This is a genomic window from Streptomyces sp. 3MP-14, from assembly GCF_006334905.2.
GTDB classification, from domain to species: domain Bacteria; phylum Actinomycetota; class Actinomycetes; order Streptomycetales; family Streptomycetaceae; genus Streptomyces; species Streptomyces triticirhizae.
Window position 1 is genome coordinate 54315 of the sequence record NZ_VDLZ02000019.1, and the last position, 14688, is coordinate 69002.

9 protein-coding genes are annotated in these 14688 nt (G+C 75.2%); 8 read left to right on the forward strand and 1 reads right to left on the reverse strand.

Annotation, left to right across the window (positions count from 1 at the left end; translation table 11 throughout):
• Nucleotides 1–2421: 2421 nt before the first annotated feature.
• The 3 genes from FH609_RS26825 to FH609_RS26835 all read left to right on the forward strand — a co-directional run bounded on the left by FH609_RS26825 (nucleotide 2422) and on the right by FH609_RS26835 (nucleotide 7305).
• Nucleotides 2422–4788 (forward strand): HelD family protein, encoded by a 2367-nt coding sequence (locus FH609_RS26825; RefSeq protein ID WP_139673173.1) that lies wholly within the window; start codon nucleotides 2422–2424, stop codon nucleotides 4786–4788.
• Nucleotides 4789–5171: 383 nt separating this feature from the next.
• Nucleotides 5172–6575 (forward strand): NAD-dependent malic enzyme, encoded by a 1404-nt coding sequence (locus FH609_RS26830; protein WP_139673170.1) that lies wholly within the window; start codon nucleotides 5172–5174, stop codon nucleotides 6573–6575.
• A 448-nt stretch (nucleotides 6576–7023) separates the two neighbouring features.
• Nucleotides 7024–7305, forward strand: coding sequence for an HU family DNA-binding protein (locus FH609_RS26835; protein WP_062203791.1), 282 nt, complete (start codon nucleotides 7024–7026; stop codon nucleotides 7303–7305).
• A 116-nt stretch (nucleotides 7306–7421) separates the two neighbouring features.
• Here FH609_RS26835 and murA read toward each other — a convergent pair whose 3' ends face one another.
• Entirely contained in the window at nucleotides 7422–8741 is a 1320-nt protein-coding gene (murA, locus tag FH609_RS26840; RefSeq protein ID WP_139673166.1) for a UDP-N-acetylglucosamine 1-carboxyvinyltransferase, read from the reverse strand.
• Nucleotides 8742–8873: 132 nt separating this feature from the next.
• On the opposite strand from murA, the gene FH609_RS26845 reads away from it, so the two are divergent.
• The 5 genes from FH609_RS26845 (at nucleotide 8874) to FH609_RS26865 (ending at nucleotide 14628) form a co-directional block, all read left to right on the forward strand.
• Complete coding sequence (locus tag FH609_RS26845) at nucleotides 8874–9431, forward strand: YqgE/AlgH family protein (protein WP_139673164.1); 558 nt, start codon at nucleotides 8874–8876, stop codon at nucleotides 9429–9431.
• Between the two features lie 11 nt (nucleotides 9432–9442).
• The gene (locus FH609_RS26850; RefSeq protein WP_122184173.1) at nucleotides 9443–9733 is read left to right on the forward strand and encodes a DUF3039 domain-containing protein; all 291 of its coding nucleotides are present in this window, start codon (nucleotides 9443–9445) and stop codon (nucleotides 9731–9733) included.
• A gap of 355 nt (nucleotides 9734–10088) precedes the next feature.
• A complete protein-coding gene (locus FH609_RS26855; protein WP_122400074.1) occupies nucleotides 10089–10991 on the forward strand; it encodes an FAD binding domain-containing protein in 903 nt (300 codons plus the stop codon).
• Nucleotides 10988–12286, forward strand: a complete 1299-nt coding sequence (locus tag FH609_RS32505; protein WP_139673162.1) for a (2Fe-2S)-binding protein — start codon at nucleotides 10988–10990, stop codon at nucleotides 12284–12286. Before FH609_RS26855 ends, FH609_RS32505 begins: the two co-directional genes overlap by 4 nt.
• Nucleotides 12286–14628 (forward strand): xanthine dehydrogenase family protein molybdopterin-binding subunit, encoded by a 2343-nt coding sequence (locus tag FH609_RS26865; RefSeq protein WP_139673159.1) that lies wholly within the window; start codon nucleotides 12286–12288, stop codon nucleotides 14626–14628. The genes FH609_RS32505 and FH609_RS26865 overlap by 1 nt, the downstream gene beginning before the upstream one ends.
• Nucleotides 14629–14688: the final 60 nt, after the last annotated feature.

Here is a 14688-nt window from a genome sequence, read left to right on the forward strand (position 1 = left end):
CCGGTCGGCTGGCGGGTGTTCGCAGGCATCCGTGGCTTCCGTGGCATCCGTGGGCGGGAGCTTCGGCCTCCGGCGGTGGGAGGGCGCGAAGCGCGCGTTCCGCGAGCCGAGCCCCGCCGGGGGAGCGGCCGCACCTTTCGGGTGGGCGTCGGCCTGTCCCGGACGCAGCCGTGGCACCGACGTCTCCTGGCCGGCAGGTAGCCGGGCGGCCTCGCCCCATCGCCCGCCCGAGTGCCGCGGCACCTTCCGAGGAACGGCCGCCGCCCACCGGCCCGCTCGCGGGCTTTCGCCGGGCACGCGGGTTGTGCCCCGCCGCGCGGTCGGGGTGACCCCGCACCCCTGCCCGGAGGGTTACCCCCAACCGGCTTGCCGAAGTCCCGCCCGGGGCTTGGCCAGTCCCCGTCCCGTCAGCACCCCGTTGTCTTACGGCGCGGCAGAGGCGTAACCCGCTTCCCGGGAAGCCCCGTGCGGCACGCTCTTGCCCCGCCCGGAGGCGCGCTCGGCCCGGCCTCCCGAAGTGCCGCCCGTGGCACGGCAGTTCGGCCCGGGGGCTTCGGCCAGTCCCCGCCCCGGTGCGCCACAGGCATTCCCTTCCGGGGAAGCGCCGTGCGGCGCACTCCCCCGCCGAGGGGCGCCCACCCCGGCCGAAGGCAACCCCGCGCCTCGGGCGTGCCCGGGGGCGGTCGTTGGCCGAACGGCCCGAGCCCGTCGCTTCCGCCGCCCCAGGTGCTCTCCGATGGGGCGGCTTCGCTGCGTCCAAGCTTTCCCTGCCGGGAGTCGTATGGACCTACCGGGGGAAGCCCCGTGCGGCACGCGCCGCCCTCGCCCGAGGCGTGACCGCCTCTGCCGAAGTCGTCCCCGGCCGTTGGCCGCCCGGCCTGCGCCCCGCCGCCTCCCGGTGCGCCGCAGGTGGCCTCCGCGTCCTCGCCGGAGGCGTCCCGTCCGTGGCGCGGCTGTCGCGCGCGGGGCTCAGACCGTGTCCGTTGCCCCGAGGCGGCGGAGGCATTGCTTCGCCTGGGGGTGTGTCCCCCTTTCAGGGGCAGCTCCGTGCGGCGTGCCCGTCCCCAGCCCGGAGGGCCCGCCTCTGCTGGTGTGGTCCTCGTGCCGCAGGCGGCTTCCGGGCCCTCCCCGGAGGCGCCGCCCGTGGCGCGGCTGTCGCGCGTCGGCCCGGGCTTGTCGTCTCCCCGGGGCGCCGCTGGCAGCCCCCGTTTCGTGGGAGTCCCGCCGGGAGGCCGCGTCCCCCCTGCCGGAGGCATGGCCGCGCCGGAGGTGCGAAACCACTCTCCTCGCCGCAGGCGCGTCCGCCACCGCCGGAGGCCACCGCGTCGCGTCCCCGAGAACGCCGCAGGCATCCCGCGCCGCAGGCAACCTCCGTTTCGTGGAGTCCCGCCGGCAGGCGCGTCCCCCCGCCGGAGGCATCGCCGCACCGGCAGGTGCGACCCGTTGCCGCCGGAGGCGTCCCCGAGCTACGGTCGCCGGTCCGTCGTCCGGGCCGGTCGTCTTCCGGGGCGCCGCAGGCAGTCCCCGTTTCGTGGGAGTCCCGCCGGGAGGTGCGTCCCCCCCTGCTGGGGGCATGGCCGCGCCGGAGGTGCGAGACCACTCTCCTTGCCGCAGGCGCGTCCGCCACCGCCGGAGGCCACCGCGTCGCGTCCCCGAGAACGCCGCAGGCACCCCGCGCCGTAGGCAACCTCCGTTCCGTAGGAGTCTCGCCGGGAGGCCGCGTCCCCCCGCCGGAGGCATCGCCCCACCGGCAGGTGCGACCCGGCACCGGCGGAGGCGTCCCCGAGCTACGGTCGCCGGTCCGTCGTCCGGGCTTGTCGTCTCCCCGGGGCGCCGCTGGCAGCCCCCGTTTCGTGGGAGTCCCGCCGGGAGGCGCGGCCCCCCTGCCGGAGGCATCGCCGCGCCGCAGGCGCGATACCGATCTCCTTGCCGCGGCCACGTCCGCCACCGCCGGAGGCCACTGCGTCGCGTCCCCGAGAACGCCGCAGGCATCCCGCGCCGCAGGCAACCCCCGTTCCGTAGGAGTCCCGCCGGGGGCATCGCCGCCCCGGCAGGCGCGACCCGTCACCGGCGAAGGCGCCGGTCCCTCGGCCCCAGCCCGCCCCCGAGAACGCCGCTGGCAACCTCCGTTTCGTGGGAGTCCCGCCGGGAGGCGCGTCCCCCTGCCGGAGGCATCGCCGCGCCGCAGGCGCGATACCGATCTCCTTGCCGCAGGCGCGTCCGTCACCGCCGGAGGCCGCCGCGTCGCGTCCCCGAGAACGCCGCAGGCACCCCGCGCCGCAGGCGCGAAACCACTCTCCTTGCCGCAGCCGCGTCCGCCACCGCCGGAGGCCGCCGCGTCGCGTCCCCGAGAACGCCGTAGGCAAATGTCGCGTACGGTTGTCGGCTGCCCTGCCACAGCAGCAGAAGGGGGCCGAGGCGTTGGACGTGCGAGACCGGGAGATCCGGGACGAGCAGCGGCATCTGGACGTCGTCTACGGGCGGCTGACCGAGAAGATCCATGAGGCCGAGTACCTGATGGCGGACGCCGCCCGGCGCGGCCAGGTGGGTACGCCCGGCGCGCTCGCCGAGCGGGACGCTCAGGTGTTCCAGGCGGGCCTTCATCTCTCCCGGCTCAACCGCGAGTTCGAGGACTTCCTCTTCGGCCGCATCGACCTGCTCGCCGGCAAGGACGGGGAACGCGGCCCGGACGGCGCGTCCACCTCCGTGGAGCCGGCCGACGACGCCGTGACCGAGGACGCCGACGGCGGGCAGGTCGCCGAGATCGCGGAGACGCTGCACATCGGCCGGCTCGGGGTGCTGGACGCGGAGTACGTTCCGCTGGTGATCGACTGGCGCGCGCCGGCGGCCGCGCCGTTCTACCGGGCCACCCCGCTCCGCCCGGGCCGGGTGGTGCGCCGGCGCGTGATCCGCAGCCGGGGGCGCCGGGTGCTGGGCGTCGAGGACGACCTGCTGCGCCCGGGGCTGCGCGCGCTGCTGGACGGCCGCGAACTGCCGGTGGTCGGCGACGGCGCCCTGCTGGCCGCGCTCGGCCGGGAGCGCGGCCACCGGATGACCGACATCGTCGCCTCCATCCAGGCCGAGCAGGACGAGGTGATCCGCGCCCCGGCCGGGAAGGTGACCGAGGTCACCGGCGGCCCCGGCACCGGGAAGACGGCGGTCGCCCTGCACCGCGCCGCCTACCTGCTCTACCAGGACCGACGCCGTTACGCCGGCGGCATCCTGGTGGTCAGCCCCACGCCGCTGCTGGTCTCCTACACCGAGGGCGTGCTGCCCTCGCTCGGCGAGGAGGGCCAGGTGGTGATCCGCGCGCTGGGCTCGCTGGTCGACGGGTTCGAGGCGGACGCCTACGACGAGCAGCGGGTCGCGGCGATCAAGGGATCGGCCGTGATGGCGCGGCTGTTGGCGCGGGTGGCGCGCGGCGTCACCGAGGACGCCGAGGCGCCCAGGACGCTGCGGGTGGTGGCCTTCGGCCGCCGGGTCGAGCTGGACGCGGACGAGTTGGCGCGGGTGCGCCGCCAGGTGGCCGGCGGCTCGGCGCCCGTCAACCTGCTGCGCCCGCGCGCCCGCCGGCTGCTGCTGGAGGCGCTGTGGCACCGTTCGGGCGCCGCCGCCCGTTACCAGGACCCGGAGTTGGCGGCCGAGGCGCGGGACGCGTTCTTCGAGGACATCGGCGAGGAGGACGTCTTCCAGGAGTTCCTGGCCGCCTTCTGGCCCGAGCGCACCCCGCTCCAGGCGCTGTTGGCCATGGCCGACGAGCAGCGCCTGGCCCGTTGGGCGCGCCGGCTGCTGCGGCCGCGCGAGGTGCGGCAGTTGGCCCGTTCGCTGCGCCGCGTCACGCCGGACGGCCGTGGGCTGTCCGCCCACGACGTGGCGCTCCTCGACGAGTTGCGCGCGCTGCTGGGCACCCCGCCGAGACCGGCGCCGGCCCGGCGCGGCAGCGGCGGCCTGGACGAGCTGGACGCGCTGGGCGGCGTCGCCGAGTTGACGACCTACGCGGAACGGCTGGAGCGCCGCGCGGACCGGGGCGAGCGCTCGCAGCGGGACGAGGAGCGGTTCGACTACACCCATGTGATCGTGGACGAGGCCCAGGACCTGACGCCGATGCAGTGGCGGATGGTGGGGCGCCGTGGCCGGCAGGCGAGTTGGACGGTGGTGGGCGACCCGGCGCAGAGTTCCTGGACGGCGCCCGATGAGGCGGCGGCCGAGCAGCGGGCGGCGCTCGGCGGCCGGTCGCGCCGCCGGTTCGAGCTGACCGTGAACTACCGCAATCCGGCCGAGATCGCGCGGGTCGCCGACGGGGTGCTGGCCCGGGCGATGCCGGGGGCCAGGCCGCCGAGGGCGGTGCGTTCCACCGGGGTGCTGCCCCGGTACGCGGTGGCGGCCGGCGCCGACGAGCTGCCGGACGCGGTGCGCGCGGAGGCGGAACGCCTGCTGGGCGAGGTGACCGGGACCGTCGGCGTGGTGGTGGCGATGGGCCTGCGGGCCACCGCGCGGTCCTGGCTGGCCGGCGCGGACGACCGGCTGGTGGTGCTGGGCAGCCTGGAGGCGAAGGGGCTGGAGTACGACGCGACGCTGGTCGTCGCGCCCGCCGGGATCGTCGCGGAGTCGCCGGCGGGGGCCCGGGTGCTCTATGTCGCGCTGACCCGTTCCACGCAGCGGCTGACGGTGCTCTCGGGGCCCGAGGACCGGCCGGACGCGGCGGGCGTGCCGGAGGCGCTGCGGCCCGCCGGGCCGGCCGGCGAGCCTGCGCCCGGCGCCGCCCCCGGCCCCGCCGCACGGCGCTGACCTGCGCACTGAGCCCGGTTGACCCCCGGGCTCAGTGCGGTAGCCTGGAGATGGCGTCGGCCCGTTCCATGCCCCCGGGCCCAACCATTGTCGCTACGAGCGACCACTTGCCGCGAGGCGAGCTGGCGGGTCGGCGCCCTTTCTTCTCCCCTCTGCCTCTCCCCGAGCCCCTGCGCTCCGCGCCCGCGCGCGTTCCGCTCTGGCGGCTGGTTTCCGATCCGGCTTCCGCGCCCCGCACCCCGCTGTTACCGTCAGGGCGGTCGGCGGTCCCGGCTTCCAGCGTGACGGGGGCCTCTCGTAAGGTGACAGCGGTCCGCCGGCGGCGGTTCTTCGCACGCCGCGCGCGGGCGGAGGGGCTTTGAGGAAGCGAAGGAAGTTCGGCCATGGCAACGGCGCCCAGTGTCTCGTACTCGATGACCATCAGGCTGGAGGTGCCGGCCAGCGGCACGGCCGTCAGCGAGCTGACCACGGTGGTGGAGTCCTCGGGTGGCTCGGTGACCGGCCTCGACGTCACGGCGTCGGGGCACGAGAAGCTGCGCATCGACGTGACGATCGCGGCCAGTTCCACGGCGCACGCGGACGAGATCGTCCAGAAGCTGCGCGGGATCGACGGGGTGGCGCTCGGCAAGGTCTCGGACCGGACCTTCCTGATGCACCTCGGCGGCAAGATCGAGATGACGTCGAAGCACCCGATCCGCAACCGCGATGATCTGTCCATGATTTACACGCCGGGCGTGGCCCGGGTGTGCACCCAGATCGCCGCGCACCCCGAGGACGCGCGGCGGTTGACCATCAAGCGCAACAGCGTGGCCGTGGTCACCGACGGCTCCGCCGTGCTCGGGCTGGGCAACATCGGCCCGCACGCGGCGCTTCCGGTGATGGAGGGCAAGGCCGCGCTGTTCAAGCGGTTCGCCGGCATCGACGCCTGGCCGCTGTGCCTGGACACCCAGGACCCGGACGCCATCGTGGAGATCGTCAAGGCGATCGCCCCCGGCTTCGCCGGGATCAACCTGGAGGACATCTCCGCGCCCCGCTGCTTCGAGATCGAGGCCAGGCTGCGCGAGGCGCTGGACATCCCGGTCTTCCACGACGACCAACACGGCACGGCCATCGTGGTGCTCGCCGCGTTGCACAACGCGCTGCGCGTCGTTGACAAGGAACTGGGCACGGTGCGGGTGGTGATGTCCGGGGCCGGCGCGGCCGGGACGGCCATCCTCAAGCTGCTGTTGGCGGCCGGCGTCAAGCACGCGGTGGTCACCGACATCCACGGCGTGGTGCACGCCGGCCGGCCGGATCTCGTGGACGCGGACGGCGACTCCCCGCTGCGCTGGATCGCCGACAACACCAACCCCGAGGGCGTCACCGGCACTCTGGGCGAGGCGATCGTCGGCGCCGACGTGTTCATCGGCGTCTCCGCGCCCGACGTGCTGACCGGCTCGGACGTGGCGGCGATGGCCGATGGTGCGATTGTCTTCGCCCTGGCGAACCCGGACCCCGAGGTGGACCCGGCGCTGGCCAGGAAGACGGCGGCCGTGGTGGCCACCGGGCGCTCGGACTTCCCCAACCAGATCAACAACGTGCTGGTTTTTCCGGGGGTGTTCCGTGGCCTGCTGGACGCCCAGTCGCGTTCGGTCAGCACGGAGATGATGCTGGCCGCCGCGCGGGCGCTGGCGGACGTGGTGGGCGGCGACGAGTTGAACGCCAACTACATCGTGCCGAGCGTGTTCAACGAGCGGGTCTCGGGCGCCGTGGCCGAGGCGGTGCGCGAGGCCGCGCGCCGCGCCTGAACCGTTCAACGGGGCTCGACGGGGCCGGGCGGTGTCAACTCGCCGCCCCGGCACGGTGAATCGGGGGCACGGCGGAGTGTCGCGCGTCACCCGCGCACAACGGCGCGGCGGGCCAAGGGCGCTGGCGCGGGCCGGGAACACCGGCCCGTTCACCCCGGGTCCGTCGGGGCCGCCGGCGCGCGGGGCGGCGAGTCGGTTGCCACCGCGCTCCGGCTGCCCCTTAGGGTGACCGGGAGGCACGGCCTCGGGCACGTCGCAACCTGCGGGACCTGGGCGCTCTTCGGGCGTCCGACCGGGGGCCTCGGATTGGCCTTCCCGCCACTGGTGAGGGCAGGATGCGTACCCGGGTGCCAGGGAGGACCCCTGGTCCTGGCAGTGTCAGTGGGTCCTGGCAGCATCGGCTTCGATCTCACGCCTCATTGGCAAGATGAACTTGGGAGTACGAAATATGAACCGCAGTGAGCTGGTGGCCGCTCTGTCCGAGCGCGCCGAGGTGACTCGGAAGGACGCCGACGCCGTGCTGGCGGCCCTTGCCGAGACCGTGGGGGAGGTCGTGGCCAAGGGCGACGAGAAGGTCACCATCCCGGGTTTCCTGACCTTCGAGCGCACCCACCGTGCCGCCCGCACCGCCCGCAACCCGCAGACCGGTGAGCCCATCCAGATCCCGGCCGGGTACAGCGTCAAGGTCTCCGCCGGCACCAAGCTGAAGGAAGCCGCCAAGGGCAAGTGACCCTCGGCTGAGGACGACTGAAGGGGTGGCCCCTCCAAGGGGGCCACCCCTTACACGTGTTCGTTCACCCGTCGCTCACGCGTGCCCATCCGGGCCCGTCAGCGCTCCTCGACCGATCAGGGACGCTCGACCTTGGCGCCCAACTCCTCAAGCTTGTTGAGGAAGTTCTCATAGCCCCGGTTGATCAGCCCGATGCCGTGCACCCGCGAGGTGCCCTGCGCCGCCAACGCGGCGATCAGATACGAGAATCCGCCCCGCAGGTCGGGGATCACCAGGTCGCCGCCCTGGAGCGTGGTCGGGCCCGAGACCACCGCCGAGTGCAGGAAGTTCCGCTGCCCGAACCGGCAGGGCGTGCCGCCCAGGCACTCCCGGTACAGCTGGATGTGCGCGCCCATCTGGTTGAGCGCGCTGGTGAAGCCGAGCCGCGACTCGTAGACCGTCTCGTGCACGATCGACAGCCCCGACGCCTGGGTGAGCGCCACCACCAGCGGCTGCTGCCAGTCCGTCTGGAAGCCCGGGTGCACGTCCGTCTCCAGCGCGATGGCGTTCAGCGGGCCGCCCGGGTGCCAGAACCTGATGCCGCTCTCGTCCACCTCGAACGCGCCGCCGACCTTGCGGTAGACGTTGAGGAACGTCAGCATCTCCCGCTGGCTGGCGCCCCTGACGTAGACGCTGCCCTTGGTGGCCAGGGCCGCGCTGGCCCAGGAGGCCGCCTCAAGCCGGTCCGGCAGCGCCCGGTGGGTGTAGCCGCCGAGCTGGTCGACGCCGGTGATCCGGATGGTGCGGTCGGTGTCCAGCGAGATGATCGCGCCCATCTTCTGGAGCACGCAGATCAGGTCCTCGATCTCCGGCTCCACGGCCGCGTTGGTCAGCTCCGTGACGCCCTCGGCCAGCACGGCGGTCAGCAGCACCTGCTCGGTGGAGCCGACCGAGGGGTAGGGCAGCCGGATCCGGCAACCGCGCAGCCGCTGCGGGGCCTCCAGGTACTGCCCGTCGGCGCGCTTCTCGATGGTGGCGCCGAACTGTCGCAGCACGTCGAAATGGAAGTCGACCGGCCGGCCGCCGATGTCGCAGCCGCCGAGGCCCGGGATGAACGCGTGCCCCAGCCGGTGCAGCAGCGGGCCGCAGAAGAGGATCGGGATGCGGGAGGAGCCGGCGTGGGCGTCGATGTCGGCGACGTTGGCGCTCTCCACGTGCGAGGGGTCGAGGACCAGCTCGCCCGGCTCGTCGCCGCTGCGCACGGTCACCCCGTGCAGCTGGAGCAGCCCGCGCACCACCCGCACGTCGCGGATCTCCGGAACGTTCCGCAGCCGGCTCGGCGCGCTGCCGAGCAGGGCCGCCACCATCGCCTTGGGGACCAGGTTCTTCGCCCCTCGAACGCGGATCTCGCCCTCGATCGGGGTGCCGCCGTGGACAAGGAGTACGTCGTCGCTCATGGAACTCGCGATCTGTTCGAAAGGAGGTGCGTGGGACCACTCGGAATGGTAGTGCGCCGACCCCGCCCCGTCCCTGCGGCCCGGCCGGGGCCACCCCTCCCCCGGCACACCCGGATGGGGAATCATGGGCGCATGTCCGAGGCCCCCTCGCTCACCGGGCGGCTGCTGGTGGCCACCCCAGCCCTGTCCGACCCGAACTTCGACCGCTCCGTGGTGCTCCTGCTGGACCACGACGGGGACGGCGCGCTGGGCGTGGTGCTCAACCGGCCCACGCCGGTCGACGTGTCCGAGGTGCTGGAGCCCTGGGCGCAGCTCGCGGGGGAGCCGGGCGTGGTCTTCCAGGGCGGCCCGGTCGCGCTGGACGCGGCGCTGGCGCTGGCCGTGGTGCCCGGGGTCGGTCCGCTGGGCTGGCGCCGGGTGCACGGCTCGATCGGCCTGGTCGACCTGGAGGCGCCGCCCGAGGTGCTGGCCGCCGAGCTGGGCAGCCTGCGGATCTTCGCCGGCTACGCCGGCTGGGGCCCCGGGCAGCTGGAGCGGGAGCTGGAGGAGGGCGCCTGGTATGTCGTGGACTCCGAGCCGGGCGACGTCTCCGTGCCCGAGCCGGAGCGGCTGTGGCGGGCGGTACTGCGCCGCCAGCGGGGCACTCTGGCGCTGCTCGCCACATACCCGGACGACCCCTCGCTCAACTAGGCTAGGTACTCATGAGCACTGTTGAGGAGCCCGAGCGCGGAGCGGGCACCGGCACGATCGTCGAGCCCACCCCGCAGACCACGCACGGTGACGGCGATCACGAGCGGTTCGCGCACTATGTCCAGAAGGACAAGATCATGGCCAGCGCGCTCGACGGCACCCCCGTCGTGGCGCTCTGCGGCAAGGTCTGGGTGCCGGGCCGCGACCCCAAGAAGTACCCGGTCTGTCCCACCTGCAAGGAGATCTACGAGTCCATGGGCTCGTTCGGTGGCGGCAAGGACGGCAAGGGCGGCGACAAGTAGCCGCGCCCGCCCCCTGCTCCCCGACGCCGGCCGTCGGGCCCGGCCCACGCGGCCGGCGCCGGCGGCGTGCGAGCCGTGGCCCGGGGTGCGCGGGCCGTGGCCGGGCGGCGTGCGAACGGTGGCCTGCCGCGCGCGAACGGTGGCCGATCCGCGTTCGAGCGGTGCCCTGATCGTGTGCGTGCCCTGATCGTGTGAGCGCGCCCCCAACGCCCGGCGCCGCGCGGGCCGTTGTTCCCTGAGGTGACCGGGCTTACGCCTCTGCGGCGGCGAAAAATGTGCCAGAGTTGCCACGTCCGGGCCCGGAGCACGTACCGTACGGCTGGGCAGCCGGGACAACCGGAAAGGGGCAGCTGGATTGAGCACGCACGCGCCGGTACCACGGGCGGCCCAGCTCGTCGCGCTACCGGCCACGTTGGACGAGGCCGTGGCGGCGCTGGCCGAGGCGCCGGCCGCCGTTCCCGTCGCCGGTGGCACCGATCTGATGGCGAGCGTCAACGCCGGGATGCTGCGGCCGGCGGCCCTGGTCGGGCTCGGCCGGCTCGCCGAGCTGCGCGGCTGGTCGTACCAGGACGGTCACGCGCTGTTGGGCGCCTGTCTGACCCACTCCCGGATGAGCCGCCCCGACTTCTCCGCGCTGATCCCCGCGCTGGCCGCCGCCGCCCGTTCCGCCGGGCCGCCCCAGGTCCGCAACGCCGGCACGCTCGGCGGCAACATCATCTCCGCCGCGCCCTCCGGCGACACCCTGCCGGTGCTGGCCGCGCTGGAGGCCACGCTGCTGGTGGCCGCGCCCGACGGCGAGGGCCGCCAGATCCCGATCAGCCACCTGCTGGCCGGCCGGGACCGGCTCAACCCCGGCGAACTCCTCGCCCACGTGCGGGTCCCGCTGCTGCACGCCCCCCAGACGTTCCTCAAGGCCACCTCGCGCACCGGCCCCTCGCGGGCGCTGGCCTCCGTCGCCGTGGTGCTCGACCCGCTGCGCCGCGAGGTGCGGTGCGCCGTCGGCGCGGTGGCGCCGATGCCGCTGCGCCCGCTGGACGCGGAGCGCTGGGTCGCCTCGCTGGTGGACTGGGACGGCCAACGGGGCCTGGCCCCCGAGGCGTTGGCCGCTTTCGGCGACTACGTCGGCATGGCCTGCATCCCCGACCCGAGACCCTCGGGGGACGGCGGCGAACCCGCTCAACTCCCGCCCGCCGTGCTGCATCTGAGGCGTACCGTGGCCGCACTGGCCCGCCGTGGACTCGGAAGGGCTCTCCGATGAGCAACGAGCACCAGCCGGACCCGAACGCCCCCGGGCCGCAGCCCAACTGGGGCAACGAGTACGACGCCGAGGCCACCGGCTTCCTCGAACTGCCGGGCGGCCTGCCGGAGCGGGGCGGCAGCGAGCCGCTGGCCGCGCCGGGGCAGGGCTACCAGCCGCCGGTGATCGAGCCGAGCGCCCCGGTGGCGACCCCGGGACCGAGCGTCGACCCGGGCGCGACGGGGCAGTGGACGATGCCGTTCGCCGCGCTCGGCGAGCAGCCGGCGGAACCTTTCCCGGGGGGGTCCTTCCCGGCCGAGCCTTACCCTGCGGAGCCCTTCCCGGCCGAGCCGTTCGGGGAAGGACCGCGCGCGGCCGCCGCCGGACCTGCGGCCCTCGGGCAGGGCGCCGCCGCCGCGCTGGCCGGCTCCTTCGAGGGCCGCGCCGAACGCCGCCCGCTGGGCGAAGGCCCCGAGGAGCCGGCGAGCCACCAGGCCGAGCCCGACGCCTGGCCGGCCGACGCCGGCCGCGCCGACGAGCCGCCCGCGCCCTCGCCCTGGCCGGCGGGGACCGGCGGCGAGCCGCACCCGGCGGAGCCGGCCGAGGCCGCCGAGCCGGCGCCGGCCGAGCCCGACACGGGCGAGGCCGCCAGCAGCAGCCAACACCCCCGCGTCTCCTACGTGTTGCGGGTCAACGGCACCGAGCGCGAGGTGGCCGACGCCTGGATCGGCGAGTCCCTGCTCTATGTGCTGCGCGAGCGGCTCGGCCTGGCCGGCGCCAAGGACGGCTGCTCGCAGGGCGAGTGCGGCGCCTGCTCGGTGCAGGTCGACGGCCGGCTGGTCGCCGCCTGCCTGGTGCCGGCCGCCACCGCCGCCGGCAGCGAGATCCGCACCGTCGAGGGGCTCGGCGCCGACGGCCAACCCTCGGACGTGCAGCGGGCGTTGGCCGGCTGCGACGTACAGTGCGGGTTCTGCCTGCCGGGCATGGCGATGACCGTGCACGACCTGCTGGAGGGCAACCACGCGCCCACCGAGCTGGAGACCCGCCGCGCGCTGTGCGGCAACCTCTGCCGCTGCGGCGGCTACCGGGGCGTGCTCAACGCCGTCGGCCAGGTGGTCGCCGAACGCGCCGAGCGCGCCGCCCGGGCCGCCGAGGCCGCCGCCGGCGCCGAGCGCCCGACGGCCGGACGCGTGGCCGCCGAGGCCGGCCCGACGCCGCCCGAACCGGCCGCCGCCGAGCCGGCGTTGCCCCGCATTCCGCACCAGGCCGGGCCGGCCACGGCCGCCGGCGGGTATCCCCAGGCAGGAGGCATGTGATGGCGGAACCCCACGGCCCGGCCGACGCGGCCACCACCGTCACCCTGCACACCGCCACCGGCGCCAAGCCCGCGCGCGGCACCCGCACCCACCCGCACGGCCTGGGCGCCTCGGTCCCTTCGGCCGACGCCGAGACCAAGGCCAGGGGCACCTACCCGTACACCGCCGACCTGTGGGCCGAGGGCCTGCTGTGGGCGGCGGTGCTGCGTTCGCCGCACCCGCACGCCCGCATCCGTTCCATCGACACCGCCGACGCCGAGGCCATGCCGGGGGTGCGCGCGGTCGTGACGCACGAGGACGTCACGGGCGACGGGCTGCTGGGCCGGCAGGTCACCGACCGGCCGGCGTTCGCCTCCGAGGTGGTGCGCTACCACGGCGAGCCGGTGGCGGCCGTCGCCGCCGACCACCCCGAGACCGCGCGGCTGGCGGCGGCGGCGATCGCCGTCGAGTACGAGCCGCTGGAGGCGGTCACCAACCCGCAGCGCGCCTTCGAGGCCGACCCGCCGGCGCACCCCGACGGCAACGTCGTCCGGCACATCCCGCTGCGGCACGGCGACCCCAACGTCACCGGCGAGGTGGTGGTCGAGGGCTTCTACCGGATCGGGCGGCAGGACTCCGCGCCCATCGGCGCCGAGTCGGGCCTGGCGGTGCCCCGGCCGGACGGGGGCGTCGAGATCTATGTCGCGGCCACCGACCCGCACACCGACCGCGACCGGCTGGCCGGCTGCCTGGGGCTGACCACCGAGCAGGTCAAGATCTATGTGACGGGCGTGCCGGGCTCGTTGGGCGACCGGGAGGACCAGACGTTCCAGCTGGCGCTGGCGCTGCTGGCGATCCGCACCGGCTGCCCGGTGAAGCTGGCGGCGACCCGTGAGGAGTCGTTCCTGGGCCACGCCCACCGGCACCCGACCCTGCTGCGGTACTGGCACCACGCCGACCGCGAGGGGAAGTTGGTCAAGGTCGAGGCGCAGCTGGTGATGGACGCCGGCGCCTACGCCGACGACTCCGGCGACGCGCTCGCGGCGGCCGTGGCGTTCGCCGCCGGGCCCTATGTGGTGCCCAACGCGGTGATCGACGGCTGGGCGGTGCGCACCAACAACCCGCCGGCCGGCTTCCTGCGCGGCGAGGGCGCGTTGCAGGTGTGCGCGGCCCACGAGGGGCAGATGGACCGGCTGGCCGCCCAACTCGGCATGGACCCGGCGGAGTTGCGGGCCCGCAACGTGCTGGCGACCGGCGACACCCTGCCCACGGGGCAGACGGTGACCTGCCCGGCGCCGGTCGCCGAGCTGCTGGCCGCCGTGCGCGAGGCGCCGCTGCCCTCGCTGCCCAAGGACGGCCCGATCGAGGACTGGCTGCTGCCCGGCGGCCCGGACGGCGCCGGCGACCCGGCGGCGGTGCGGCGCGGCGTGGGCTATGCGCTGGGCATGGTGCACATGCTGGGCGCCGAGGGCACCGACGAGGTGTCCACGGCCACCGTCCGCGTCGAGGGCAGCCAGGCGACGGTGCTGTGCGCGGCCGTCGAGACCGGCCAGGGCTTCGCCACCCTCGCCCGGCAGATCGTGCAGGAGGTGCTGGGCGTCGACGAGGTGGTGGTGGCGCCGGTCGACACCGACCAGCCGCCGGCCGGGCCCGGCGGCCGGGGCCGGCACACCTGGGTCTCCGCCGGCGCGGTGGAGCGGGCCGCGCGCATGGTCCGCACCCAGCTGCTCCAGCCGCTGGCCGCCAACTTCGGCATGTCGGCGGAGCTGTTGAGCATCGAGGACGGCCGGATCACCTCCTACGACGGGGTGTTGTCCACGCCGGTCGCCGAGGCGCTGGAGGGCAAGGAGCTGTGGGCCACCGCGCAGTGCCGCCCGCACCCGACCGAGCCGCTGGACGCGGCGGGGCAGGGCGACGCGTTCGTCGGGCTCTCGTTCGCCGCCGTGCGCGCGGTGGTCGACGTGGATGTCGAACTCGGCGCGGTGCGGGTGGTGGAGATGGCCGTCGCGCAGGACGTGGGGCGGGTGCTCAACCCGCGCCAGCTGCGCACCAGGATCGAGGCCGGCGTCGCCCAGGGCGTGGGCGCCGCGCTCACCGAACACCTGCGGGTGGTGCGGGGTGAGGTGCGGCACGCGGACCTCTCGGCGTACCAGCTGCCGACGGCGCTCGACGTGCCGGAGGTGAAGGTGGTGGCGCTGCTGGAGGAGCGGGACGTGGTCGCGCCCTTCGGCGCCAAGACGGCGAGCGCGCCGCCGCTGGTCGCCTCGCCGGCCGCGGTGGCCTCGGCGGTGCGGGCGGCGACCGGTCAGCCGGTCAACCGGCTGCCGATCAAGCCCCAGTTCGCGGTGGGCGCCAACGGCTGAGCCCACGCCGTGCGTTATGTGTCCGGCGGATGAACGGCCCTCGGCCTAGGCCGCCGGGAC